The sequence below is a fragment of the Verrucomicrobiota bacterium genome (assembly GCA_037139415.1).
Taxonomy (GTDB): Bacteria; Verrucomicrobiota; Verrucomicrobiia; order Limisphaerales; family Fontisphaeraceae; genus JBAXGN01.
This window is the reverse complement of the sequence record JBAXGN010000104.1, coordinates 1-26727: the sequence shown is the minus strand read 5'-3', so window position 1 is coordinate 26727 and position 26727 is coordinate 1. Positions and strand designations below refer to the sequence as shown.

General features: G+C 56.9%; 21 protein-coding genes. 11 read left to right on the top strand and 10 right to left on the bottom strand.

Annotation, left to right across the window (positions count from 1 at the left end; genetic code table 11):
- The 3 genes from WCO56_17795 to WCO56_17785 form a co-directional block, all read left to right on the top strand.
- Positions 1–236, top strand: a 236-nt coding sequence (locus WCO56_17795; GenBank protein MEI7731432.1) for a hypothetical protein, incomplete at its 5' end; no start/stop codon positions are given.
- A 72-nt stretch (positions 237–308) separates the two neighbouring features.
- Complete coding sequence (locus tag WCO56_17790; protein ID MEI7731431.1) at positions 309–1130, top strand: hypothetical protein; 822 nt, start codon at positions 309–311, stop codon at positions 1128–1130.
- 122 nt (positions 1131–1252) lie between these two features.
- The gene (locus WCO56_17785; GenBank protein ID MEI7731430.1) at positions 1253–1609 is read left to right on the top strand and encodes a hypothetical protein; all 357 of its coding nucleotides are present in this window, start codon (positions 1253–1255) and stop codon (positions 1607–1609) included.
- A gap of 41 nt (positions 1610–1650) precedes the next feature.
- On the opposite strand, the gene WCO56_17780 is transcribed toward WCO56_17785, so the two are convergent.
- Positions 1651–2052, bottom strand: coding sequence for a cytochrome c (locus tag WCO56_17780; protein MEI7731429.1), 402 nt, complete (start codon positions 2050–2052; stop codon positions 1651–1653).
- Between the two features lie 733 nt (positions 2053–2785).
- Here WCO56_17780 and WCO56_17775 point away from each other — a divergent pair.
- The 4 genes from WCO56_17775 to WCO56_17760 are packed head-to-tail and all read left to right on the top strand — an operon-like array spanning position 2786 to position 7733.
- Positions 2786–3742: an ABC transporter permease gene (locus tag WCO56_17775; GenBank protein ID MEI7731428.1), complete on the top strand. Its 957-nt coding sequence runs from the start codon at positions 2786–2788 to the stop codon at positions 3740–3742.
- A gap of 33 nt (positions 3743–3775) precedes the next feature.
- Positions 3776–5671, top strand: a complete 1896-nt coding sequence (locus tag WCO56_17770) for a protease modulator HflK (protein MEI7731427.1) — start codon at positions 3776–3778, stop codon at positions 5669–5671.
- Between the two features lie 12 nt (positions 5672–5683).
- The gene (locus WCO56_17765; GenBank protein MEI7731426.1) at positions 5684–6583 is read left to right on the top strand and encodes a protease modulator HflC; all 900 of its coding nucleotides are present in this window, start codon (positions 5684–5686) and stop codon (positions 6581–6583) included.
- 10 nt (positions 6584–6593) lie between these two features.
- A complete protein-coding gene (locus tag WCO56_17760; GenBank protein MEI7731425.1) occupies positions 6594–7733 on the top strand; it encodes a protease modulator HflK in 1140 nt (379 codons plus the stop codon).
- A 28-nt stretch (positions 7734–7761) separates the two neighbouring features.
- Here WCO56_17760 and WCO56_17755 read toward each other — a convergent pair whose 3' ends face one another.
- Complete coding sequence (locus WCO56_17755; GenBank protein ID MEI7731424.1) at positions 7762–7953, bottom strand: hypothetical protein; 192 nt, start codon at positions 7951–7953, stop codon at positions 7762–7764.
- 51 nt (positions 7954–8004) lie between these two features.
- Between WCO56_17755 and WCO56_17750 the strand changes: the two genes are divergently transcribed.
- Complete coding sequence (locus tag WCO56_17750) at positions 8005–9858, top strand: cation-translocating P-type ATPase (GenBank protein ID MEI7731423.1); 1854 nt, start codon at positions 8005–8007, stop codon at positions 9856–9858.
- 10 nt (positions 9859–9868) lie between these two features.
- Positions 9869–13912 (top strand): DUF2723 domain-containing protein, encoded by a 4044-nt coding sequence (locus WCO56_17745; protein ID MEI7731422.1) that lies wholly within the window; start codon positions 9869–9871, stop codon positions 13910–13912.
- Between the two features lie 31 nt (positions 13913–13943).
- Here the strand turns inward: WCO56_17745 and WCO56_17740 are convergent, their stop codons facing one another.
- The 3 genes from WCO56_17740 to WCO56_17730 form a co-directional block, all read right to left on the bottom strand.
- A complete protein-coding gene (locus tag WCO56_17740; GenBank protein ID MEI7731421.1) occupies positions 13944–14342 on the bottom strand; it encodes a PIN domain-containing protein in 399 nt (132 codons plus the stop codon).
- Positions 14317–14574, bottom strand: coding sequence for a type II toxin-antitoxin system VapB family antitoxin (locus WCO56_17735; protein MEI7731420.1), 258 nt, complete (start codon positions 14572–14574; stop codon positions 14317–14319). The genes WCO56_17740 and WCO56_17735 overlap by 26 nt, the downstream gene beginning before the upstream one ends.
- Before the next feature lie 86 nt (positions 14575–14660).
- Positions 14661–15230, bottom strand: a complete 570-nt coding sequence (locus WCO56_17730; GenBank protein ID MEI7731419.1) for an SIS domain-containing protein — start codon at positions 15228–15230, stop codon at positions 14661–14663.
- 235 nt (positions 15231–15465) lie between these two features.
- On the opposite strand from WCO56_17730, the gene murA reads away from it, so the two are divergent.
- Positions 15466–16749, top strand: coding sequence for a UDP-N-acetylglucosamine 1-carboxyvinyltransferase (gene murA, locus WCO56_17725; protein ID MEI7731418.1), 1284 nt, complete (start codon positions 15466–15468; stop codon positions 16747–16749).
- Positions 16750–16905: 156 nt separating this feature from the next.
- The gene (gene purM / locus WCO56_17720; protein MEI7731417.1) at positions 16906–17958 is read left to right on the top strand and encodes a phosphoribosylformylglycinamidine cyclo-ligase; all 1053 of its coding nucleotides are present in this window, start codon (positions 16906–16908) and stop codon (positions 17956–17958) included.
- Positions 17959–17986: 28 nt separating this feature from the next.
- On the opposite strand, the gene WCO56_17715 is transcribed toward purM, so the two are convergent.
- The 5 genes from WCO56_17715 to WCO56_17695 all read right to left on the bottom strand — a co-directional run bounded on the left by WCO56_17715 (position 17987) and on the right by WCO56_17695 (position 26272).
- The gene (locus WCO56_17715; GenBank protein MEI7731416.1) at positions 17987–18967 is read right to left on the bottom strand and encodes an MraY family glycosyltransferase; all 981 of its coding nucleotides are present in this window, start codon (positions 18965–18967) and stop codon (positions 17987–17989) included.
- Between the two features lie 6 nt (positions 18968–18973).
- Positions 18974–20140: a glycosyltransferase family 4 protein gene (locus WCO56_17710; GenBank protein ID MEI7731415.1), complete on the bottom strand. Its 1167-nt coding sequence runs from the start codon at positions 20138–20140 to the stop codon at positions 18974–18976.
- A 94-nt stretch (positions 20141–20234) separates the two neighbouring features.
- Positions 20235–23108 carry a tetratricopeptide repeat protein gene (locus WCO56_17705; protein ID MEI7731414.1) on the bottom strand — a complete coding sequence of 958 codons (2874 nt, stop codon included), beginning with the start codon at positions 23106–23108 and terminating at the stop codon, positions 20235–20237.
- A gap of 198 nt (positions 23109–23306) precedes the next feature.
- Positions 23307–24173: a formylglycine-generating enzyme family protein gene (locus WCO56_17700; GenBank protein MEI7731413.1), complete on the bottom strand. Its 867-nt coding sequence runs from the start codon at positions 24171–24173 to the stop codon at positions 23307–23309.
- Between the two features lie 59 nt (positions 24174–24232).
- The gene (locus tag WCO56_17695; protein ID MEI7731412.1) at positions 24233–26272 is read right to left on the bottom strand and encodes a DUF885 domain-containing protein; all 2040 of its coding nucleotides are present in this window, start codon (positions 26270–26272) and stop codon (positions 24233–24235) included.
- Positions 26273–26727 lie beyond the last annotated feature (455 nt).

Sequence of the window (26727 nt, the reverse complement as noted above, 5' to 3'; positions counted from 1 at the left end):
ACGCCAAGAAATCGTTCCCAGCAGCCAAGGAATCGTTTTCGGACGCCCGGAAACCTTTCCAAGCAGCCGGGAAACCATTTTCGGACGCCAAGAAATCGTTCCCAGCAGCCAAGGAAACGTTTTCAGACGCCCGGAAACCTTTTCAAGCAGCCAAGGAACCATTTTCCGCCGTCGGAAACTGGTTTCCCGCAGGCCTTAAACGTTGGAAAGCCACCATTGATTATGAAAAATCCTGAATTTATTGCGGCGACGCAGGCAAGCGAAGGCGGACGGGTGAACCGGACCGCCGGAAAGGAGGCATGGGCATTATGAGTAACCCCTGGCCACCGCGTTACAATAGCGTTGCGGTCTGCTACAACACGGGTTGGAGCTATCCGCTCGCCGGAGCAATGTCGGTAAAACAAAAACAACCAAACAAAGGCAACAAAATGAAAAAACAACCGTACTATCCCAGTCGCATCAGCGATCAAACGGTGTGGCTGGATAACTTCATCCGCAAAGCGCCCGGCTATGTGACCCCGCTGGGCCTGGTGCAGGCGGAGGTGGACGCCGTGGTGGCGGGCTGCAAGTTCCTGCACTATGTGCTGGACGCATGGGTCAACTCCGCCCGGGTGTTCAGCATGGCGGTGACGAAGGCGGAGGAAGCGGCCGCGCACGGTCTGGGCACGGACCCGATCGTGCTGCCGGTCTTCACCGCTCCGGCGCTGCCCACGGGGGTGGCGCCCGTGGCCCCCGGCACGTTGACGCGGGTGTACGAACTGGTGCGCGTCATCAAAGGGAAAAGCGCCTATACGGACACCATCGGGCAGGATTTGCTGATTCTGGCCCGCGAGGACGCCGCCCTCTATCTGGCTCCCAGCATGACGGTAAAGATTGTGTCGGGCGAGACGCAGCAAAACATCAGCATTCGGTTCGTCAAGTATGGCCACGAGGCTGTGCTGCTGGAAAGCCGCCGCAACGGCGGGGCCTGGGAGCGATTGGATACCACCACGCACTCGCCCTACGTGGATGCGCGTCCCCTCCTGGTGGCGAACACGGCGGAGACACGCGAATATCGGGCGCGGTTCTCGGATAAGAACGTGCCCAACGGGGATTGGTCAACGATCATTCGGATCGCCGTGACCTCCTAATCCATGAACCATGAAACCAACCCGGCTGCGGGTGAGCACCGGAGGGATGGCCGCTACCCTCACTCGCCCGCAGCCGCTGAATGGGTCTTAACTTAATCCTTAATCCTTAATCCTTTCTTTTTATGTCATTTGATCCGAATAAACCGGTCGAGGGAACGCCGCTCGACGCACAAGAACTCCGCCAGCAATTCAACGGGCTGGACGCGAGAATCAACGACATCCCCGCCGGGCCGCCGGGGCCGCCCGGACCGCAAGGTCCCCCAGGCAATGATGGCCAGCCCGGCCAGCAAGGGCCGATGGGCGAGATCAGCGCGCAGAATTTGGCGGACGCCATCAATAACGTCCTCAACAACAGCAGCGCGAACAGCAACGGGGTGGCGACGATGGAAATCACCGCCAGCGATCCCCCGACCCAATGGGAAGTGGGCACCATCATCAACACGGTGAACGCGCTGATTCTGGCGCTGCGGAGACCGTAGATATAGCCGACATCGGTGGGGGCAAATTGAACCGCGGGCCATCACGGTTTGTCGGCGGGGATTTTCAGCAGTTCCTCTGCCGTCCAAGGCCCGTCACGACCGGTTTCAGCCTGGCGGATTTCCGTCACCCGCGCTGGGGTTACCGCCGGGGCCGTGTTGCCCCAACTCTGGTTGCGCCGGAGATAGGTCAGCAGGGCGGCAATTTCCTCGTCCTTAAGAAAATCTTTCCACGGCACCATGATGTTGTTGAACGTCGCGTCTTTGACCGTGATGGGACCATGCAATCCGTGCAAGACGATGCGTATCAAGCGATCCGGTCCCGGCGCGTTAACCCAATCGGAACCGGCCAGCGGGGGGTACATTGGGGGTTGTCCCAAGCCGGTGTTCTGGTGGCACGGCGAGCAGTTTTTGACGTAGAGCAGGCCGCCGTCCTGCGTGAGCAACTCCGGGCCTTGCGAACCAAACCGGAGGATTCATCCCCAAAATCCTGAGTTATCCCCGCGCCGTTGCGACTTCACGCCTGATTGTCGGAGCATCGATATCGGTTTTCGGGTAGTGGCGGTGGTGGTGGCTGAGCGTTAGGTGACGTTTTTTGGAGTGCGTGCGGCAAGGCAGGGTGAAGGGGCCGCGACGCCGCTTTGGATGGATGTGCCAATCCTCCTGTTGTCGTCCAAACTTCAATTTCTGAACCTGTGTCGCATAGTGGAGTGGCTGAAAGATCACGGCTGGACGGTTGAAATTCAAAGCGGTGTCGCCTGCCGCCCCTGTTCCCCCGGCAGTTGCCACCGCACTCCAAAATTTCCGCCGTCCCCATTGCTGCAAGCGCTTTCAGGGTGGCTGGGTTTGGGGTTCCAATCCCGAATGGGATTGGCAGAGTTTAGCCGAAGTGGTCATGAGGGGAAAGAGGCAAGACCTCCGGAAAGGCGTCTTTCAGGGTTACTGGATCACACGGTGGAGGGGGCCCCAGATAAAAGGCGGAAACTGTTGCCCGTAGCCGTCGAGGTCAGGAGACGGACCTGGGGAATTGCTGAATGCGGATTGCGGATTGCGGAATGGGCCGCCTCGTTACCTTGGCGGCTACGCCCGTTGCTGAGTTTCTTTAGCTTGCTCTGAGGGGAAAAATGTTTTAAACAGAATGCGGTTGGCGTTGTCTAACGAAAACGGAACAATCATGCGATGCGGCAGTTTTTGACCATTACCAGTAATGCGTTCATGGAGTTGATCCGGCAGCCGATTTTTCTGCTGCTGGTGACAGCCGCTGCTTTGTTTGAGGTGTTTTTGTCGTGCGTGCCGTATTTTGGCTTTGGGGATGACCCCAAGATGGTGAAGGATAGTGTGCTGGCGGTGATGTTGCTGACGGGGTTGCTGGGGGCGGTGCTCAGCGCGTCGGCGTCGTTCGCGCGGGAAATCCGCTCGGGCACGGCGCTGGCGGTGTTATCCAAGCCGGTCAGCCGGGTGCAGTTCCTGCTGGCCAAGTACGCGGGGTTGGCGTTGGCTCTGGCGGTGCTGATGTATCTGAGTTTGCTGGCGGCGTTGCTGGCCAGCCGCATGGCCTATGATGCGTATGGGAATGCCGATACGCTGGGGTTCGCGTTGTGGGGAGCCGCGTTTGCGGTGGCTTACGTTTTGGGCGGGTTAAGCAATTTCTTCCTGCGCCGCCCGTTCGTCTCGGATACGGTGTTGTGCCTGTTGGTGACCGGCACGGTGGGGTTTGTGGCGATTAATTTCATTAGCGCGCAGGGGAAGTTGCAGGCGTTTGCCACGGGGGTGGATTGGCGGATGGTGCCGGCGGGGTTGTTGATTTTGTTTGCGGTGTGGACGCTGGCGGCGCTGGCGCTGGCGTGCTCGACGCGCTTTGAAATGGTGGCCACGCTGGCGATCTGCTCGGCGTTGTTCCTGCTGGGGCTGATGTCCCCGCACCTGTTTGGCCGGGAAGGAAGTTGGTGGACATCATTGCTTTACACGGCGGTCCCAAACTGGCAATCATTCTGGGTCGCTGATGTAATGGAAACCGAAAAAGTGGTGCCGGGCCTGTGGGCGTACGTGGGCAAGGGACTCGTTTATGCGGTGTGTTATAGCGGCGCGACCCTGGCGGTGGCGCTGTGGTTGTTTGAGGACCGTGAGTTGTCCTGAGTTGAAGTGATCGCATGGTTATTTTGTGAAATAATGGAACGAAACATCCGAACAAACGGATTGGTGAATTGCGTGGCGCTGTTACTGGCGTCGCTCGGCGGCTTTGCCGTGGCGCGCTATTCCGGTTCGTTTGCGGGCCAGGCCGGGGTGATCTTCCTGGCGGTGGGCTTCCTGGCGTGCCTGTTCAGTTTCTTCCAGATGCGCCTGGAAGAGAACGAGCGGCTGGAACGGCTGGATCTGGAGGAGTTGGCCCGCAAGTCCAAGGATTCCGCGTTGTTCCGCAGTAATGAGGCCGAGTTATTCCCGGCACGGCGCGCCCTGGAGCAGTTCGAGCGCTATCTTCTCCCCGCGTTTTCCCTGTTGCTGCTGGCGGTGCAGGCGGGCGGCGCCTGGTGGCTATGGTATTGGTTGACCAAGTCGTATCCGCTGGTGCAGCAAGGGCAGGGGACGTCAATTCAGGAGCCGGTGGTGGCGCTGTGCCTCTGGGGATTGGGTTTCCTGGTGTTGTTCCTGCTGGGGCGGTTTGCCTCCAGCATCGCACGTTTGGAAAAGCAACGGCTGTTGCGACCCGGTGCGGCGTACCTGTTATTAAGCGCCTATTTGTGCGCGGTGGTAGCGCTGGGCGTGCTGCTGGTGTATGTGGGATTTCTCAAGGCGGACTTCTATCTGGCGTATGGGCTGGCGGTGGTGCTGGCCTTGATGGCGGCGGAGAATCTGGTGGGGCTGTTGCTGGAGGTGTACCGCCCACGCGTCAAAGGCCAGGAGGCGCGGCTATTGTATGATAGCCGTCTGGTGGGGTTGCTCGGCCAGCCGGAAGGCATTTTCACCACGGCGGCGCACGCCTTGGATTATCAGTTCGGGTTCAAGGTGTCGGAAACCTGGTTTTACCAGTTCCTGCGGCAGTATTTGGGCTGGTTCCTGTTGGTGCAAGTGCTGCTGCTGTGGCTTTCCACCAGCGTGGTGATCATTGATGCCGGCGAGCAGGCCATTCTGGAACGCTTCGGCAAGCCGGTGACCTCCAGCGCGATCATGGAGCCGGGACCGCACTTCAAGCTGCCGTGGCCGATGGATATTGTGTATCGCCATCAAACCCGCCGGATCCAGTCGTTCCAAGTCGGGTTCACCGCCGGCGCGCATGACGAGGATGAAAAGGCAATTTTGTGGTCCGTGCCCCATTACGAGGAAGAGTTGAACATGCTGGTGGCCAGCCGCGAGCAGAATGTTTCCAGCACCCCAGGGACAGAAGACACCCAAGCCGTGCCGGTCAATTTGCTCACCGTCAATATTCCCGTCCAATATCAGATTACCAACCTGCTGGCGTGGGCGACCAATTACACGGATGCGGGCGCGTTGCTGGAGAAAGTCGCGACCCGCGAAGTGGTGCGTTATCTGGTGAGCGTGGACATTAATGACATCATGACCGCTGGACGCGAGAAGGCCGCCGTGGATTTGCTGGCGCGCATCCAGGCTCGGGCCAACGAAATGCAGTTCGGCGTGCATATTATATTTGTGGGGCTGCAAGGGATTCATCCGCCGGTGAAGATCGCCAGCGCGTATGAGGCCGTGGTGGCTGCCGAGCAGGAGAAGGAAGCTAAAATTCTGCGGGCGCAGGGATATCAGGCGCGCACCGTGCCGATGGCCAAGGCGGAATCCATCCGGCTGACGCGGGAGGCGGAGGCGTATCGCGAGCGCACCAAGGCCGGTGCCGCGGCCACCGCTGCGCAATTCGACAATAAGATCATCGCGTACAAGGCCTCGACGAATGTCTTTACCCAGCGCGCTTACATGCAGGCCATGGCCAAAGGGTTGGCCAATGCGCGCAAATATGTCATTGCCACCACGAACACGGACGACGTGGTGATCTTGAACCTTGAGGACAAAGTGCGGGCGGATTTGCTCGATGTGCCCCTCCCGCCGGCAAAAAAATAAACAATATTTGTTATGACCAGAAATCGTATCAACTTAGCCGTCGGCCTCGTGCTGATGCTGGTTTTTATCTTGCTGCTGTTCGCCTTCCAAGTGCGTCAGACGGAAGTCGCGGTGGTGACCACCTTTGGCGCGGTGACGCGCGAATACACCAATGCCGGGTTCAAGCTCAAGTGGCCGTGGCCCATTCAGCAGGTCACCAAGCTGGATAAACGCGTGCAGAATTACGAGAGCAAGTTCGAGGAAACCCTGACCAAGGATGGCCGGAATCTGTTGGTGACGGTGTACGCCGGGTGGACGATTGCGAATCCCGCCGTGTTCTTCCCCAGCTTTGCCAACGGCTCCATCAGCGAAGCCGAGCACAGCCTGGAGGGCCTGATCCGCAGCAAGAAGAATGAAGTGATCGGCCAGCATGCCTTCAGCGACTTCATCAACACCGATCCCAAGCAGCTCAAGTTCACGGAGATTGAAAATGAAATTCTCCAGAAGGTGCGCGGCGAGGCCACCACGCGATACGGCGTGGAAGTTCAGTTCTTAGGCATCAAGCGGCTCGGGTTGCCAGAAAGCATCACCCAGAAGGTGTTTGACCGGATGCAGGCGGAACGCCAGCGGCTCGTCCAGCAGTTCCAGGGCGAGGGCGAATCCAAGTCCATTGAGATTCGCACCACGGCGGATCGCGACCGGGATAAAATCCTTGCGGAAGCCGAGGCGGAAGCCACGCGCATCCGGGGCGAAGGCGATGCGGAAGCGGCCCGGGCGTTCGAGGTGTTTCAGAAGAATCCGGACCTGGCCATCCTGTTGCTCAAGCTGGGCGCGCTGGAGCAATCCCTGAAGGAAAAATCCACGCTGATCCTGGACCAAAATACGCCGCCCTTTGACCTGTTGAAAAACGTGAATCCCACGGACCGCAAATAGTGAGGCAGCGATGAGTGATTCACCCAACCATCCGCAGCAAGAAGCCTCGGCCCAGGCACCCAGGCCGGTAATCTCGGCCATTGGCCCCGCCGAGGCGGAAGAGGCGCGCACGCAGGCGTTGGCCGAGGCACTGAAGAGCAGCTTTGTGCTTGTGAAGTTCGCCATGGTTTTCCTGGCCGTGGCGTTTCTATGTTCCGGTATCTTTACGGTGAAACCTCAGGAGCGCGCCCTGATCCTGCGGTTTGGCAAACCCGTTGGGGAAGGGGAAGCCGCCTTGTTGGGGCCGGGCTTGCATTGGGCATTTCCTTACCCGGTGGATGATCCAATTAAAATTCCGGCCGTGCTGATCCAGCAGGCCAATTCCACGGTGGGTTGGTACGCGGTGGATCCCAAACTGGCAGCCGCCGGCATGGAGCCGCCCGCCGGTCCCTCCCTGAACCCGGTCGCTGACGGCTATACGCTAACGGGAGACGGCAATATTATTCACGTGCGCGCCACGATCCGGTACCGGGTGACTGAGCCGCTCAAGTATTACCTGCGGTTTACCAACGCGGCCGAGTTTGTGACCAATGCGCTGAATAACGCCATTCTCTACGCCTCTGCCCAATACACGGTGGATAATGCACTGCGGCGCGACCTCGCCGGTTTCAAGGAACGCGTTATTAGCCGGGTGAATGACTTGGTGGCCCAGCAGCAGTTGGGGATTACCCTCGAACCAAGCGACATCACCACCATTCCGCCCCGCCAGGTGAAGGCCGCCTTTGAAGAAGTGCTCGCCGCCGAGAATGAGCGCAGCAAAACCATCAATGACGCGCAGGGGTATGCCAACGAAGTATTAAGCCGCGCCAAGGGTGAAGGTACCGCGCGCGTCAACGCCGGCCAGACCGACCGCGCCCGGGCGGTGGCGGGCATCAATGCCGAAGCACGCTATTTTGAAGACCTCCTGCCGCAGTATAAAAAGAATGAAGTATTGTTTACCAGCCGTCTGCAGGCGGAGACCTTGGGCCGCGTCCTGACCAACGCGCAGGACAAATTCTTCCTGCCGCAGCGGGCCGATGGCAAGCCCCGGGAACTCCGGCTCCAATTGGGGCGGGAACCGTTGAAGTCCAAGTTGATCGAAGCGCCCAAGCAGGATGGGCGCGGACATTAATCGAATTGGAAATGTCAAACTCCGAACATCAAGCAGCGCGAATGTGGGTCATGAACCGGCGGGTGTATGGCTTGGTGGCGGGGATGTTGGATTTTAGGAATTTGTAATCATGCAAGTCACGTCGTTGCTCAGTCGGCAAGAGCCGGAGGGTGGTCACCACCACGATTCCGGCGCGCATCACCATCATCACGATGGCGGTAGTTGTTCGACGTGTAATCATGACGCCGGATGCCCCTCCTGCGGCCATGATCATTCGCATACGCCGGTGCGTTTGACGCAGACCGTCATCGGCCTGCTGTTTGTCATCAATGCGTTCATCGTGGATTTCCTGATGGATCACGCTTCGATGGTGGCCAGTGCCAGCGCCATGCTCGGCTCCATCATTTTAGGGTATCCGATTATCGTAACCGCAGTGCAGGACTTGCGTCGCGGCTTATTGAGTATCAATGAGTTGGTGGCTCTCGCGGTGCTCGCGGCGTTTGCGTCCGGCGACTATAAGACGGCGGGTGTGGTGGCGTTTTTCATGTTGCTGGGTGAAATTATTGAAACCCGCACGGCGGAAGGTGCGCGCGCGTCCATTGAGTCGCTGATCAAGCTCACGCCCACCAAGGCCCGTCGGGTGCTTGGCGGCAAGGAAGAGGAAGTGGCGGTGGCTGAACTGACGGTGGGGGATATCATCCGCGTGCGCCCCGGTGACAACGTGGCCGCTGATGGTGCAATTGTGAGCGGACAAAGTTCTTTGAACCAGGCCAGCATTACCGGGGAATCGCTGCCGGTGGACAAGAAGGCGGGCGACGAGGTGTTCGCTGGAACTATCAATATCACCGGGGTTTTGGAAATTCGGGTGACTCGGGCCGGTCAGGATACCACGCTGGGCAAAGTTCGTGAACTGATCCTCGCAGCGGAAAAGACGCGACTGCCCATTATGCGCATTATTGACCAGTACGTGGGGTTTTATACTCCGCTGGTTTTGGTGGTGGCGGCGCTGGTGTGGGCGTTTACGCGCGATCTGAATCGCGTGATTGCGGTGTTGGTGGTGTCCTGCCCGTGTGCCTTCATCCTGGCCACTCCTACGGCGATGGTTGCGGCTCTCTCTGCGGCCGCCCGCCTCGGCATTTTGATTAAAAATGTCGCTGATATTGAGCTGGCCGCCCGAATCAACTCATTCGTCTTTGACAAGACCGGCACCTTGACCACCGGCAAACTGGCCGTTAGTCGCTTGGCTCCCTTGGGTGAAAACACCCCCGCCGAACTGTTGCGCTTGGCCGCCACCGCCGAAAAATACAGCAACCATCCAACCGCCAAAGCACTGGTGCAACTGGCGGGTGAGGCTGGCGTGCTGCTGGCCGAGCCACAGAATTTCTCGGAAACCGCTGGTCTTGGTGTCAAAGCCGCGGTGGATGGCAAACCGGTGCTCGTGGGCCGGGCGCAGTGGCTCAAGGATAACGGTGTTACCGGTGATTTTCTGCAATCGGTGGACCTGAACGAAACGGAAGGGTTCAGTCTCATTTTTGTGGCGCGCAACGGTCAATGCGTCGGCTGGATTGGCTTGCAGGATCAGACTCGTCCTGAGGCTAAGGAGTCGCTGGCTGGCCTAAAAGAGGCCGGGGTGCGTCGAATTTCCATGGTGTCGGGCGACCGTCAACCCGTGGCGACGCGGGTGGCTCGCGAAATCGGTTGCGAAGAAGTGGTGGGCGATTGTTTGCCGCAGAATAAAGTGGAATTCGTGCAAGGGGTCAAAGCAAAGGGTTATCGCGTGGCGGTGGTGGGGGATGGCGTCAATGACGCCCCGGCCTTGGCAGCCGGGGACCTTGGCATCGCCATGGGGGCGGCGGGCAGCGAGGTGGCCATCCACAGCGCCACTATCGCTTTGATGAACAATGACCTGCGCCGACTTCCGTTCCTGGTGAAATTGAGCCGCACCACCCGGACGGTTATCAATCAGAATTTCCTGGTCGGGATTGGCTTTATTATCGGCGGGCTGACCCTTGCCGCGCTTGGGTATCTAAACCCCATCGTTGCGGCGCTGATGCATAACGCCGGGTCGTTCATTGTCATCTTTAACAGCGCCCGACTCGTGCGTCAGGGCGAGGAACTGGAGCCTTACAAGCCGGGTTCAGAATAGCAGTATCTCTATGGGTAAAAATAAGACTCAAAAAAACAGCGGAAACAAACCTCAGGCGCCGATGGCGACCGGAGCGACAACGCCAGCCTCCCAGGCGGCGAGCGCTCCGGCTTCCCCGATAATTCCTGAGAAGGTGCCTTCGCTGTTTCGTGGAATTGACTGGCTGGCAATGCTGGTGACGTTTGCGATCGTTTGGGTCGCCTACTTCCTCACCATCGCCCCTGAATTGACCTTGGAAGACTCGGGGGAACTGGTAACGGGCTCCTTTTACGCAGGCATCCCGCATCCACCAGGTTATCCAGTGTGGACCATCTATAGCTGGCTTTGGACGGAACTGGTGCCGTGGGGTAATATGGCGTGGCGAGCGGCGCTGGGGCAGGTGTTTGCCGGGGCGGTGGCATGCGGGCTGATTGCACTGATGGTTTCCCGAGGTAGCAGCATGTTGGTGGAGGGCATTGAGGAACTGAAGGCCATGACTGGAAAATGGGAGAATGCCATCTGTCTGATTACGGGCATGACTGCCGGGTTATTGATGGGCTTCGATAGCTTCATGTGGAGCGAATCCGTCGTGGTGAACCGTATTTCTGTGTTCGGTGTCCCGTGGATTCTAACGCTGCTGATTTTCCTGCTGCGCTGGATGTACGCGCCGCAGCAGTACCGCTATGTGTTGGCGGCTATTTTCATGTTTGGTGTCTGTCTAACCATCCATCAAAGCTTGATCGTGGCCATCATGGGTATCCAGGTGGCGATTGCGGCGCGGCACCCGCGACTGGGGCGGGACATGTTCCTGGTCAATGGACTGCTCTATCTGGCGTATAACGTCAACTTGATGCTGACGGGTGCGCATTTCTTTGGAAATATCGGTGCCAAGGGCGGCTTGTTGATTATTTTCCACCTTGTCGGCCTTAGTTCATGGGTTGCCTGCTTGTGGCTGGCTATAAAAACCAAGGGTCTGCTGAGCGAGTGGAAGGCCATTCTGGCCATGGGCGGGCTGCTGGTTCTGGGGGTGTCCGCTTACTTATACATGGCGCTTTCCGGTATGACCAATCCGCCTATGCAATGGGGATATCCGAGAACGGTCGAAGGCTTTTTCCATGCGTTGACTCGCGGGCAGTACGAGCAGCCTAATCCTACCAACCTAATTACCGAGCCTGGGCGCTTCTTGGAGCAGATGGGGATGCTCATCATGGGCATCGCAGATGAATTTACTTGGGTCTATATCTTGGTGGCGATCGTGCCATTCCTCTTCTTCTTCAAGTTGCAGCAGCGCGAGCGGGCCTGGCTGATCGGGTTGACTGCCATTTATTTTTGCTTGGGCGTGTTGTTGATGATGCTGCTGAACCCGACGCCCGACCGGCAGTCCTCGGATCTCGTCAAAGTATTCTTCAACGCCTCACATACCATTGTCGCCAGCCTGATTGGCTACGGATTGGCCTTAATCGCGGCGTATATGTCCACACATTACGGACGCTTTCGCCGCTGGGGGCTGATTGGCGGCGGGGTGGCGTTATTGATTTCGTTTGTCTATCTCTGGAACGTAACCGGCAAACACTACTTCGGCCCGGCTGGTAGTGTCAGTTTGACTGATTTGCCGCTGTGGGTGGGCAAGGCATTTGAAAAGGATCAGTATGGCCTGCCAATTTTTGCCGGTCTGTTGCTTGTGGTTATGGCGTTAGTCTTCCTGGCGGCATTGGTCCTCTATCGCAACCGCGCGCCTCTGGCCATCACGCTCGGATTGTTCGCCATCATGCCGCTCTACTCGGTGATGGATCACTGGTACGGCAGCGAGCAACGCCAACACATGTTTGGTTATTGGTTTGGCCATGACATGTTCACTCCGCCTTTCCAAAAAGACGGTAAACCGATATTCCCGGAAATGACCAAGGATGCCATTTTATTCGGGGGCACGGATCCTGGTCGTTTTTGTCCCACCTACATGATTTTCTGCGAGAGTTTTACTCCGCATGACTGTCAGCCCAAGGAAGATCAGAAGTTTGATCGGCGTGATGTGTACATTATCACGCAAAACGCGTTGGCGGATGGCACCTATCTGAATTACATCCGCGCCCATTACAATCGAAGCCGGGAGATAGATCCGCCATTTTTCCAAGAGTTGATGCGTTCTGCGACGGAAAAACAGCAGAATTACAAAACCAACCTGCTGGCCCGTATGGTATCGCCATTGGATACGTTTTTCATTTCCAACGGTGATCGCATCGAGAAGCGGCGGAGAACCTTCACTTCTTGGTTCACGGAAAAAGATTTTATTGATCTGCCCTCGTTGTGCAGCCAATTGTGCCCCGGGCAGAAGGATCCACTGTCAAAATATATCTACGATAATCTGCGTCCGCAGACGCAACAGCTCTTGGCTGGTAAATCTGATGAGGCACTTCTGCGCCGCAGTCTGGCTGCAGATTTGAACCAATTGATGGACCGCGAGCTTCAGGTAAAAAAGACCGTCGCAGATAAAATGGCTGAGAAAGCGGAGATTGACCATGCGTTGGTCATGGGTAGTTCCTCGACCAGCAAGCGGGAACGCCAGCAGCAGTTGCAAAAAGAAATTGACGATCTGTCCAGGGTTGGATCCTTCTATGATCCGGAACGGTTCAAACACGTGACGCTATCGGAATACTTGCAGGACTTCATCAAGGAAAATCCCCAAAGCCATACCCGTGTCCGACTGAACCGCTTGCTCGTGGAAGAGGCCTATCCCAAAGCCATTGCCAAAAGCTTGGGCGGGGTTTACCCAGACCGGGAAATTTATACGCCCACACCGGAGGATTCTCAAAAATGTTTTCAAGAGTATCTGGAGGATGCGCAGAAACGTATGAAAAGCGGCCAGCTTAAACCCGGTGAAGACGTCAAGTTGGTGGGGAATCGCGTGCAAGTTTCCGGCCAGGTAGCCGTCATGCAAATCAATGCGTTGTTGACCAAGGTTATTTTCGATAATAACCCCAAAAATGAGTTTTTTGTGGAGGAAAGTTTCCCGCTGGATTGGATGTACCCGTATCTGACGCCTTACGGTATCATCATGAAGATTAATCGGCAGCCGTTGCCCAGTCTGACGGAAGACATCCTTCAGCGCGATCACGTTTTCTGGAAGGAATATTCCAAGCGTTTCATCGGTGATTTTATTGACTATGATACCTCTGTCAAACAGGTTACTGATTGGGTCGAAAAGACGTATGTGCGACATAACTTCTCCGGTTTTACTGGGGATCGGAAGTTTCTTCGTGATGACGATGCCCAGAAAGCGTTCTCCAAACTGCGCAGTTCCATTGGCGGCGTCTATGCGTGGCGTCTCAATCCGGGGATTCCGCCGGAATTTCGTCCGAAGACCAACGAGGAGTTTCAACGGTTGATCAAAGAGGCCAATTACACCTTTATGCAGGCATTTGCGTATTGCCCGTACAGTCCGGAAGCCGTGTTCCGCTATATCAATCTGTTGCTCCAGTTGAACCGATTGGATGACGCGATGCTGATAGTGCAAACCTGTCTGAAATTGGATCCATATAATGGTCAAGCGCTCGGATTGCTGAACAATCTGAAGAGCTTTAAGCAGCAACAAGCCGGGGTCGAGCAGTCGCGCAGTCATCTTCGGCAATTGGAACAGGACTTGCGAAAAAATCCGACGAATTTCCAGGTCGCATTCAATTTGGCTGGTGCTTATTTGCAGATGCAGCAGCCCGAGCAGGCGATGCAAATATACGATGGTCTGCTGAACCATCCGCAGGCGGACTCGAATGTTCTGCTCGCCGTTGTGCAAGCCTATGGTCAGTTGAATAATCCGCAAAAGCTTCAGGCGGCGCTGCAAAAATTAGTTCAACGCACGCCTGAAAATCCCGAAGCATGGTACGATTTGGCATCCCTGATGGCTGCCTCTGGAAAGGCCGATGAAGCCTTTGGAGCCCTCAAGCAGGCCTTGGACTTAAACCAGCGACGCTTGGTGGCCAATCCCCAGTCGCGCAATCTGCGCACCGAGGCTTGGCGGGATGCGCGTTGGAACGCCCTCCGGCAAGCCCCTGAATTTCAGAAGCTCATGGCCACGCCCTGAGGCATTCAGCGTGAATGCTGGCAGACTGGGGTTACCATCCCAGTGATGACGTGACGTGCAGCCCGGGGATGTCATAGAAGTGCGCGTCAAAAGTTAACACCACCGCGTCAATGCGCAGGGCGCTGCAACCAATGATGATATCCGTCAGCGGCAGGGTGATTCCCTGTCGCCCCAGTTGCCATGCCATTTCTTCCACCTGTTCCCACAGCCGATTATCCGTGGGCACATTTACCATGACGTTCCAAAAGGCCGTGAATTTTTCGCGAATCGCCGGATGCCGAATGCCGCGTCCCACCTCGCAACGGACGACACCACATATCGCTAAATCCCGTTCTGCCGCGGCTACGGCCAGGCTTTTAAGGGGGTCCTGACCTTGCCGCGCCAGGTGGATGTAGTAACTGCTGTCAATGAGAACGGGATTTGCGGGCATAACTTACAGGGGCTTCGGTTTTGCGCGACGCGGCCAAATCATAGGAGGACTCAAAGGTTTCCTTTAATTCCATGGCGTCCAACCCCAAGCCTTCTTTGGCGAGTCTTTTCAACTCTGCTCTCCTATCCATTTCTCTTAAGGCGAGGTCCACAGCGGCGGTTTTACTGGCCGCCCCCGTGGCCACCACGACTCTGGCTAACAACTCATCATCAATGTGCATAGTTACTTTCATGCATTCAATGTATGGCATCAATGCCATACTGTCAATGGCAAACCTAAAATATTTTTTATCCCGGAAACTGGCGGGATTTCGCGCTGTTATTTACCCCAGGATGGATTTTCCATGAAGGCGTAGCAGAGCAGGTGACAGATGGTCATCTGGGCGTCTTCAGCCCGGCCATAGTGGGAGTCGTTAATGACGACGACCTGCTGGGCGATCTCGGCCATGCGCCCGCGTTTGGCACCGACCAGCGCAATGGTTTTGCAGTCAGCCTTATTCGCGTAATCGAGCGCCTTGACGCAGTTCGGGGAATTACCGCTGACACTGAGTGACATGACCACATCCCCCGCGCGCGCGTAGTTTTCCAACTGGCGGACGAACACATCTTCGTAGGCGTAATCGTTGCCCAGCGCGGTCATCCAGCTCACGTTGTCATTCAACGACAGCACGCGGAACCGGCGTCCCAATTTGTCTGAGGCGCCTTTGCCGAGGTCGGTGGCGAAATGCGAGGCATTGGCGGCGCTGCCGCCATTGCCGAAGACAAAGACTTGACGGTCCTCCGCCAGGGCCTGGCGCAGGGTGCTGATCAACTCGGCAACCGTTTCCTTCGGAATGGAATCCAAAGCGGCCTTGTGAGCTTGCAAATAGTTGGCAATCCAGTTTTTCATCGCGCCCCCAATATGTCATGGCTCGGGCTCGGCGCATAGCGGAAAAATACGGGACAAGTTGGAAAATGATCAATCGCCCGCTCCAGAGTTGGAACCGCGTGAACCTATAGTGGAGGATTTGGCTGAACTTTGCCAGCGCTAGGTGGTGGGGGTGTTTCCAGTGCCGTGCTGAATGTCTGTTTTTTCCCTCGACGTTTCGCGCGGGAACTGGACTATTTCCGTCATGCGAAAACAGATACGCGAGCCGCATTTCCGAGTCGAGGGTGGTCAACCCTTGAGCGGGGTGATTGTGCCGCAAGGGAACAAGAATGAGGCGCTGCCTGTATTGGCCGCGTGTTGTCTCACCCGGGAGGCCGTGACGCTGGAGAACGTCCCGAATATCGAGGACGTGAACATCATGCGTGAAATCATCGGAGACTTGGGCGTCAATCTCACGGCTATGGGATCTTCGCTGCGCTTGCAGGCATCCACCAGTCTGAAAACTGATTTACCCACCACGTTATCTTCCAAACTGCGCGGTTCCGTGACGCTGGCTGGACCTTTGCTGGCGCGTTGCGGACGCGTGCTGCTGCCACGCCCCGGCGGGGATCGTATTGGCCGGCGAAGGTTAGATACGCACTTGCTGGCGTTGCAGGCGCTGGGCGCGGAAGTCATCACCACGGCGGAGGGTTTTGAATTGCGCGCAGAGAAATTGAAAGGCGCGGACATCCTGCTGGATGAGGCGTCGGTGACCGGTACCGAGAACGCGATCTGCGCCGCCGCGCTGGCGGAAGGACAAACCGTGCTCCGCAACGCCGCCAGCGAACCACATGTGCAGGGCCTGTGCCATCTGCTCAATTGCATGGGGGCTAAAATATCGGGCATCGGCTCGAATCTGGTGTACATCGAAGGCGTCACCTCGTTGCACGGGGCGACGCACCGTATCGGGCCAGACTATCAAGAGATCGGGAGCTTCATTTCACTGGCGGTGGTCACGGGTGGCAACCTGCGCATTCAAGGAGCGGATTGCGCGAATCTGCGCATGATCCGCGCGGTCTTCCAACGGCTCGGTATTGAGACGCTGGTGGAAGGTGATGACCTGCTGGTACCTGCGAATCAAACGCGGGAAATCGCGAGCGACTTGGGCGGCGCGACGGCGAAAATTGACGATGCGCCTTGGCCCGGGTTCCCCGCCGATCTGACTTCCACCGCCCTGGTGACAGCCACGCAGTGCAAAGGCACTATCCTGATTCACGAGAAGATGTACGAGTCGCGCTTGTACTTTACCGATAGCCTCATCAGCATGGGGGCTCGCATCATCCTGTGCGACCCGCATCGCGCCGTGGTGATTGGTCCGGACAAACTGCGCGGCGCCCGGCTGAACAGCCCGGACATCCGGGCCGGCATGGCGATGTTAATCGCCGCTCTGTGCGCCGAAGGGGAATCCATCATCCAAAACATTGTGCAAATAGATCGCGGTTTCGCGAATATTGACCAGCGGTTGGGCGCGCTGGGAGCCAAAATCACGCGGTTGGAATAACTCTCCGCCGCCCCTCGCGGAAAGAAGGACCCGCGGAGCGGTTGCGGAGAGTGTAGGTTATCCGAACCACTTTAGCTGCGGCTGAGGAATTGTGCTGGTCTTTATTAAAACTATCCGGTAGAACATTACTTGATATTGGTTAATTCTTAGAATTTTATGACGCAAAAAGCATACGCAAAAGCGGGCGTGGATATTGATCTGGGCAACCAGGTCAAGTCGCGGCTGCCACAATTATTGGCTGCTACCCATCGCAAAGGCGTGTTGGGCAAAGTCGGCGGTTTCGGCGGACTCTTCCAACTGGACCTCAAGAAGTACAAGGAACCGGTGCTGGTTTCCAGCGTGGATGGGGTTGGCACCAAGCTGAAAATCGCTTTTGCGCTTGGCAAGCATGATACCATTGGCCAGGACTTGGTGAATCATTGCGTGAACGACATCGCGGTACTCGGAGCGGAACCGCTTTTTTTCCTGGATTATCTGGGTACCGGCAAGCTAGAGCCTCACGTATTCGAGCAAATCATCTCTGGTTTTGCGCTGGCCTGCACGCAAAACCGGTGCGCTTTGATTGGCGGTGAAACGGCGCAGATGCCTGGCTTCTACCAAGCCGGCGAATACGATGTTAGCGGGACCATTGTCGGCGTGGTTGAAAAATCCCGAATGGTGTCCGGCAAGGAGATCGTGCCGGAAGACGTCATTATCGGCATCGCCTCCAGCGGCCTGCACACCAATGGATATTCCCTGGCCCGGAAAATCTTCTTTGAACAGATGGGATTGAAGCCCACGGACAGCCTGTCCGGGTTGGAACGTTCGGTGGGCGAGGAGTTGCTGCAAGTGCATGTCAGCTACGGGTTGTTGGTCCAGGCCATGCTGAAGAAGTTTAACGTCCCCGGCCACAAGCCGGTCGTGCGTGGTTTCGCACATATCACTGGAGGCGGTTTTGTGGATAATATTCCCCGGATCGTTCCTTCCAAGTGCGACACCATTATTCGCAAGGGCACATGGGACATGCTGCCCATCTTCCAGATTCTCGCGGAGAAAGGCGGGGTGAATGAAGCCGAGCTTTACCAAGTGTTTAACATGGGCATTGGGATGGTATCCGTGGTCGCGCCCGCCCAGGCGAAGAAAACGGTGGACTTTATTCAGGAAGCCGGACATAAGGCCTGGATTATTGGAGAAGTGGTTAAAGGCACAGGCGTAGTCCAGGTGGTGTGATCGCCGATTTTGCTTGGTTACAGTCCCGCTAAAGCAGCAGCGTCACTGCACCGCATAACGCGGCAATCAGCCAAAGCAGCGCGACGGCGTACACCGGGGCAAAACCACGGCGCACCAGGCGGTGGGAGACATGATTGGTGTCGCCCATGTAAAACGGCTTGCCCAAGCGCCAGCGCAACCATACCACCCAGACCAGATCCACCAGGGGCACGGCTAACACCAATACTGGACTGAGCACGGCCCACGGGTTGGGGTGTTTCACGGTATGGAAATGCGGTAAGATCGCCAGCACTGCCAGCAGGTAGCCAACCAAGTGGCTTCCAGCGTCCCCTAAAAACACCGAGGCGCGCGGATAGTTATAAGGTAAAAAACCCAGTAACGCGCCGGTGGCGGCAAACGCAATCAAGGCTACCAGGTATTGCCCCTGTCCCGCCGCCAAGAAGCCAAACCAAGCGGCGGCAATGGCACCCAAGCCGGCGCATAAACCATTCATGTTATCCAGAAAGTTTAACGCATTGGTGATGGTTAATATCCACAGCACAGTCACCGCATAACTGAAGACCGGATTAGGTACGAATAGCGTGATACGAACGCCGGCTGCCGCCGTTGCCAATGCCACGAGCAACTGCCCGGCAAACTTTGGAGCGGGCCGCAGTTCATAACGGTCGTCCAGCCAGCCCAATAACAACATGCCAAAAGCGCCGCCGGCAATAACCGCCAATTGATCGCTGCGCTTGCCTAATCCGTGCCAGAGCCGGGCGGCGCTTACCGCCTCCAGCCAGCCGGAAGGCAACAAAGCGAGGCCGATCACTCCAGCACAGGCCAAACCGGTGAACACGGCCAACCCGCCCGCCAGCGGAATGGGTTGCGCGTGAATCTTGCGATGGCCGGGATCATCCATCTGTCCCGCTCGCTGGCACCAACGCCGCCAAAGCGGCACCGATGCACAAGCGCCTGCAAACGCGCAGAGCAGCGCGCCTGCATAGAGAGTGGCAGCCGGATGTGTCATTTTCGTTTATCGAGTCTTGGCGGGGCGTGCCGCCAGCAATCGCTGGTATAATGAATACGTATCCGCCACCATTGTTTCAACCGAAAACCGGGTGCGCACAAACGCCTGGCCGTCCCGGCCCAAGCGTTCGCACAAGCCGGGATCCTCAGCCAGCGTGTGTACCGCCTCGGCAACATCCGTCCCCGGAGGCAGCAGTAAACCAGTGCGCCCATCCAGACAGACTTCCCGCGCGCCATCGCAATCATAAGCGATCACCGGCTTGGCGGCGGCCAGTGCTTGGGGTAGGGCGCGCGGCAAGCCCTCGCGTAGCGACAGGTGAATCAAGGCATCCATCACGCCCACCAGCGATGGAATGCGCTCCGGCGGCACCAACCCGGTAAAAATGAAGTGCGATTGCAGTCTGGATTCAACCACTCGGCGCTCAAATTTTTCCCGCTCTGGGCCATCGCCCACGAGCAGGAACTTCACGCGCGGACATCGGGCGATGATCGCGGGGGCCGCGTTAAACAAATACTCATGGCCCTTGAGTTTAAACAGCCGGGCGATTTTACCCACCACAAAATCTCCGGGACGCAATCCCAATTGACTGCGCAAGACTGGATCAGGGCGCGCAGTGAGGAAGGCCTCCAGCGGAAAACCGCTGAAGATACGCGTGTATTGTTCCGGTCGGCCAATGCCTGCCGCCAGGTATTGACAGGTCATCGCGTCCGCGACACTGACAAAGTGGGTGGTGGTCCGCCCTGCCAGACGTTCCGCGCCGCGATACAGAAGGTTTGGCAACCCGCCTTGAAAATCACCAAATGAGGGACCGTGGATGGTGTGAATAATCAAGGGGACACCGGTGCGCCGGGCAGCGAGCCGGCCGAGAATTCCAGCCTTGCCGCTGTGCGTGTGAACAATATCCGGTGGCCATTCGCGAAAACACCGGCACAACTGGCGAAATGCCCGCAGGTCACGCCAAGGATGTACGGGCCGCACCAGATCGGGAATGCGCCTTAGCAATCCTGGAACTTGCGCCGCCACCGGTTCCAAACTGCCCTCCGAACCGCCGGTGGGGCCGGACAACAGTTGCACGGACACTCCCGACAACCGGCGCAAACCCAGCCCGGTGGCCAGTGTGTTCTCTTGTGCGCCTCCGATGATCAGGCGCGTAATGACATGCGTTACGCGCATGACCTGGCTGGCGTTTGCTGGCAACGCATTGGGGTGATCGGGTTCACTTGCAGACTCTTTCGTCACCAGTTCGCTTGGCGGATTCAGGCGATACTTATTTTCTTTTTCTTACTTCAGCCAAATGCTTGGCGGCGAGATTGCGATCAGGTTCCCCGGAGGGAGCCATCATCAAATATTCGCTGAACAGCCGGTCGGCCTGCCGATCGTCTTTGATCCGGTAGGCGATTTCACCGAGATAAAAAGTAACCGGATAAGCGGATGGCAACGCGCGGCGGAGCACGTCAAAATCAAAGCGAGCCCACTCCAACTGGCCCAGATTTAAATAACAGAGCCCCCGGTTGTACAACGCATCATGATTATCCGGCTTACGCCGCAGCATGTCAGTCAAGACTTCAATCGCCGCCGGTAACCGCCCCAAACGCATTAGCGCTTGGACTTTTCGCATCGCGATCTGCGGGTCTTCCTTGAATTGTTGGATAATTTGATCAAATATCTCCAACGCCCGGTCATATTTTCCATTATCCAAAAAGACATTGGCCATCATTTCGCTTACTTCTTTTTCTTTCGGATACCTGACCTGCAACCGCAATAATACTCCTTCGGCGTCATCGGGTTTGCCCGCCGCATAGCAGGACATAGCTTCGAGGCGAGCGATATCCATTTGGGTGTCGAGGGTTTCTACTGCGGGGCGTCCTGAAGCGCGTAATGCGGACAGAATCTCCAGTGCTCTGCCGGGCAGACCAAAACTGGTGAAAGTTTCAGCCATGGCCAAGTCAGCAGGAATCCAATTCTTATCCAACTCTTTGACCCGCAGAAACTGTTGAAAGGCTTGGCGGTACAGGTTGCCGCGCGCCATTCTGCGTCCCGAGTGAAACGTAAAAAATAGGTCATCAAACGGGCCATTGGCATTAAAGATGGCATCCCACGAACGATATGCACCCAGTTGGATGTCAAAGTGCTTGTCCAACACAGGCTGTTCGGTTTTGCCAGCAGCCAGTTGTTTATTGAAAGCCAGATTGACCTGCGCGGTTAGATTTTGCGGATTCAAGGATAGGGCGCGCTGGAAGCTTTCCGCCGCTTCCTTCAGGCTGTTTTGGCGCTGTAAACGCACACCCCACAACGTGAGCGCGCGCGAATACCACGAGGCGGTTACGGTGGCTTCGACATTGTTGACTTTGGCCGAATCCACCAGTTTGAGCATATAGCTCCCCGCTTTGTTCCAAAAATCCTGGTTTAACTTGATTTCATCCACCGTCAGCGGTGGCGGTACCATGGCAGCGGGAGGATAACGTTTTAGCTTTTGGACCAAGCCTTGCGTCTCGGTGTAGAACGCTTCAAAATAGTACCCGAAGCTGGGGTGAAGGTAATAAATGGGCATCCGATCATCCAGTAGCATGATGCGTTCCAGCAAAAGCGAATCTGGAATCGGTTCATGAATGGGTTCGCCACCGCGCAGCGTGGGCATGGGCCACCACCGTTGGCGATACCGGTCCAGCAAGTATTCGTGGTACGAGTGGTACTGCAATTGCCTGCTATTGATCATCAGGTGGGGATTCCCCTTTGGCTGTAACGCAAAATACGCTTCCACGAGATACAAGTGATAAGGATCATCGGTTACCAGGGCGGCACCGGATTCGGGCAACTGCGAAGCAAGCAGGCGGGCATAATTTTTCAGCGTGGGCGCATTGGTAGCCCGGATGACCGGCAAATTGTGGTAAGTCAGCCAGATCGGAACCGTCAGCAGACTGATAAATACCAAGCTGGCCAGAATTCGGCAGATTGCCAGATCGAGCCAAGTGCGTTTCGTGAGGTAATACCGGATATCCCGCCCAAATACCAGCAATAGGTATCCGCCCAAATACCCCACCATCAGCGCGCACGTATAATGCAGAGTCAGGAATTTAATGGGAAACTGATTCAGATACGCTTGGTAAGGCGCTTTGCACATCACAAAGACGCCCATCACGAAAAACATGACGTGCAGGGTGCGAAACGCCATGTTTTCCATATAGGCGCCGATTGGGTTGATATCGCCACTGAAGGACGGCCAGCGGATGATTAGAAAAAACAATGGAATAATCGAGGTCAATGACAGAATCATGAAAGGCAACCGCAAATACTGGGCCAATAGCATGTTTTTCTGTTGTGCCCACACCGTCGTCACTGACTGCCAGAATGGCATGTGCCAAAACTGAGTGTTCGTTGCCAGGGCTGGTAGCACGAAGTATAACGACAATCCCAGCATGCCTGCCAAAAGCGTTTTGGCTAGAAAACCGAATCGGAAAAACTCCCTTCCTTTTAAAAACAGCATCAGCGTCGCCACCAGCGGGAAAAATCCGATCATTGCCCAGTTATTGGTCGTCGCCAGCCCGTAAACGAGCGCCAGCCGTACCAGCCAGTAATCTTTTCGTGAAACCCGAAATTCCAGCAGACACAGTACCACGTAGGCAAACAGGAACAGGTCCAGCATTTCTCCCGTGGCCACTGTTGCTTGTTCCCAAAAGATGCGGTGCAGGCCAAGCACCATGGCTGCCAGTGCCGGTGGTACCCAGGCAAAACGGATTGAGAGCAACCCCTGTTCATTGGGTTCCCGTATGCGCTGATCCCGCGTGCGATCATGCGGCAACAACGCCACTGAACGTGCCAGGCACATCACACTCCACGCTGCCAGCGCCACGGTCAGCAGGTTGAGGCAGATCGCCTGGAACATGGGCGGCACCCATTTGATTGGATACGTCACCAAAAACCAGACCGGCTGGGTCACGACCGGCTGACTATCCCACCCGGCGATCTGGGCCAGCTTAAGCAAGCTGGCAAAGGTGACCCAACGAGTGGCAGTGGCTAAATAGACTAAGAGTGCCACCACCAGCACCACCCAAGGAAGCGTGTCCCGCGAAAAACTGCGCGTCCCCGCCGCCGCCGGTATTGACGGCGTTGACGGGGTCTCATTATTCTGTTCTGTTGTCATGCAAAAGCCGGTAGAGTTGAAACTATCTGAAGGGGAAAAGCAAAGGTAAAACGCCATTATTGTAACGGCCACGAGTAAAATGGATCGTTGGCAGCTTGTGTTATTGAGTCAATTGCCGGGCCATCCTTTTTCAGGCGCAAGGCATGAGTTTTCTGCTTGTTCCAATGAGTTACGGAAGGCTCAGTGATGAGCTGCCTTTTAGTTCTCGTCCAACACGACGCGGAATCCGCCACTGAAGCTTTTTGAACTCGGCGTCCGCTTCTCGCGCTTGGCGGAACGGCAGTCCCTGGGATAGTCGTTCCAAGGGCCGCCCCGCACCACCCGATGCGTTCCGGTGTCCGGACCTTGCGGATCGCTGCGCTTGGTATTGGCATACGAATCCGCAGCATACCAGTCGGCGCAATATTCCCAGAGATTCCCGTGCATATCGTATAAACCCCATGCGTTGGGCTGGAGGCTGCCGACCGGCTTCGGTGCCTTGGCGCTGCCCCATTTCCCATCGTAGCTGCACCAGCCAACCGCCTTCAGATCCTCCGGCGTGTCACCGTTGCAATAAGCCGTTGTGCTCCCGGCGCGGCAGGCGTACTCCCATTGCGCCTCGGTGGGCAATCGAAGCGATTTGCCAGTCCTGGCCGATAGCGCCTTGCAAAACTCGACGGCATCATCCCAAGTGAGATTCTCCACAGGATTAAGCGGAGCCTTGAACTTGCTGGGGTTCTTGCCCATGAGTTGCTGGTACTGCTCTTGCGTCACCAGGCAAATCCCCATGTAGAACGGTTTGCTGATGGTCACTTCGTGCTGGGTCTCGTCTTTGAATCCATCCTTGAAGCGGTGTTGCTCGGCAGCCGGACTGCCCATGAGAAACGTCCCGGCGGGAATATAGGCCAGCTTCAAAGTGACCTTGTCGCCAACGTTCAGCGTGACGATGTTGGTAGCGGGATTGTTGGCGGGCTGGCTCGCTTGGGTTGGCGATCCTGACACGGCAGTCCCAACGGTGAAAACCATGCTCAGAAGCACGAGCATGGTGTGAACGGGGTTGTCCCCAAGTTTATCAACGGATTGCATATTGTTTCGTGGCGCTCGCCATGTGTTTTTAGGATTGCTGAGGCTGCCGGTTTGGGTGGTCATTTTAACGGTACTCCCAGCTTGGTGCTGACCAGTTCCGGCAGGTATTTGACCGGCACCGGGCCATTTTCCAGGACGGCTTCATGGTAGCGGCCCAGGTTGAACTGGGTGCCCAGCCGCCGCTGCATTTGCTGCCGCAGATTATACATGGCGGTGCGGCCGGCAAAGTAAGTGGATAACTGCACGGAGCTTTGCTTGGCGCGGATGACTTTCAACTTAGCCTCGCCCTCGCTCTGGTGGGCGCGCTCGGTCAAAAACTTCAACGCCTCGTCATCCGTCATTTCGGTGCAATGCATCTTGTGGTCCAGGATGGCGTTGGCCACTGCGCGCTGGTAGAATTTCAACTGGTTCATGCGCAAGGCAAGGTCGCCCTGGCCGTAGCCCTGATCCAGCATGGTTTGCTCGGTGTACACCGCCCAGCCTTCGATATAGACGCCGCTGCCCAGAACCTTGCGAATCAACGACGGCACCCGGTTGGCGTATTCATGCTGGACGTAATGGCCCGGATAGGCTTCATGGATGGTCAGGATTTGCAGCATGTGGCGGTTGTACTCCTCCAGCAGGCTTTGCACGCGCTGGGCGTCCCAATCCTTGGGGGGCGGGCTGATGGCGTAGTAACCGGCGGCGGTGCTGTCCAGGGGTGGCGGCGAGTTCATGTACGCGAGGGAATTGCCGCGTTGAAACTCCGGCATTTCGATGATCTGGCAGCGGTCGGTTTCCGGCAGGCGCACCAGGTCATTGGCGGCGATGAACTTCTTGATCTTGGCCACGGTGGCCCGGGCGTCCTTGACCAGGTCTTGGGGGCGGCCATGTTCCTGCGCCACCTGGCGCAGCACGAGGTGCGTGGTCAACTGGCGTCCCTCGGCATCATCGGGCGGCAACGGTTGGCCGGTGCCGTAACGCCCCCACAGTTGCCGGGCGATCACATACAAGTCGCGCTCCACCCGGCTGAATTCCGCCTCCGCCACGTCCAGCAGTTGGTTGGCGGTCATCCCGGTGTCGAGGACGCGTTCCAGCTTTTGCGCGAAGCGCTCCTTGCCGATCCGCCATTCACCCGTGGCGCGGGGCAGGAGATCCTTTTGCAGAAAATCCTGGTACGCACGCAACGCGGGCAACACCGTCTGCGTGGCCGCGCGCAAGGATTCGAGCTGCGCGGTTTTCCCGATCAGGATGAAAATATCCTGCTCATAGAAATTGATGGCCCCCTGGTTTTGCCGAATCGCGGTTTCCACGACCACCCGGGGTGGGTTGCGCAAGTTTTGCCGGGCCGCCGCCACGATCCTGGGAATATGGGCCATGCGCGCGATGGCATGGGACACATTGACCTCCTTGGGCAGGGAGGATTGGGACAACAGCAGGAAGACGCTTTCGTTGATGTATTCGTTGTAAGTGCGGGGATCGTCCTCAAACGGATGGAAGTTGGCATCCATCCACAAGGAGCGCTCCAGGCTTTGTTGGAAAATCTCGAAGTCGATCTGCCCGTCCCGCGTGAGCTTCGCGTACTCCACGCGCCGGGGCAATTCCGCCAGGGTCGTGCGGATGAGGTCCACCCACGCGCGCCGGGATTCCGGCGAGACATCCTCCAGGCGGTCATCGAACCGGTGGTCGCCCAATTGGGAGGCTTCGAGGGGGCGCAGCTTGAAGTTATCCTCCAAGTACGCCTTGAAGAAGGTCGCCAAGGATTGATCGGCAGATTGGGCTGATGCTGGCAGGGTACCCGCCAGCGCGAAGAGGCAGCTCAACAGCAGTCCGTTAAAATCTCGCATAGTCATGTTCAACGCCGCCACAGTAATTGGGGCATCCCGCCCCGTCAATAGGACGCGTCCTAAAAAATTTGGAGTGCGCGCGGCAAGGCAGGGCCATAAATTCGGATTGCGGATTGCGGATTGCGGAATGGAGCGTTTCCTGAACTCGACGACGATTCGGGCGGTGAGGGACCATTTTTGGAGTGCGCGCGGCAAGGCGGGGGTGTTGGGGGCCGCGACGCCGCTTTGGATGAATGCGCCAACAACTCCATTGGCGAGTTTAACGCCCGTCATTAAAGTAAAGTGTTTCTCCTTCCGAAAGGCACTTCCTAAAATGGAAGTGGCTTTCCAAAGGTTCCGAAAGGCACCCGGAAAATCCCAGGTGGCCTTCCAAAGGTTCAGAAAGGCACCCGGAAAATCCCAGGTGGCCTTCCAAAGGTTCCGAAAGGCACTAGCAGCCTGTCGGACTTAGAAAAGCAGTTTTTTTAAGAAGCCCGGACATAATGTGGGATAGGAGCCTGTATCACGGAAACGTTAGGTCGCCATGTGCCGGATTTGACCATCCACACCATCCGTCACAGCGCGTCCCAATCGAACGGAACTTGTTTTTCTTTCGTTGGAGGCTTTTCGCCCTTTTAGCCACCGCTGGCCAGTTTTAAGCCCGCGCCCATCAAATGCAGCCGCTTGAGGTTGTAGGCTAGCCCCAGTTTACGAGTTATTTGAAGGGTGCCTCGGAAGTTATTGTTAAC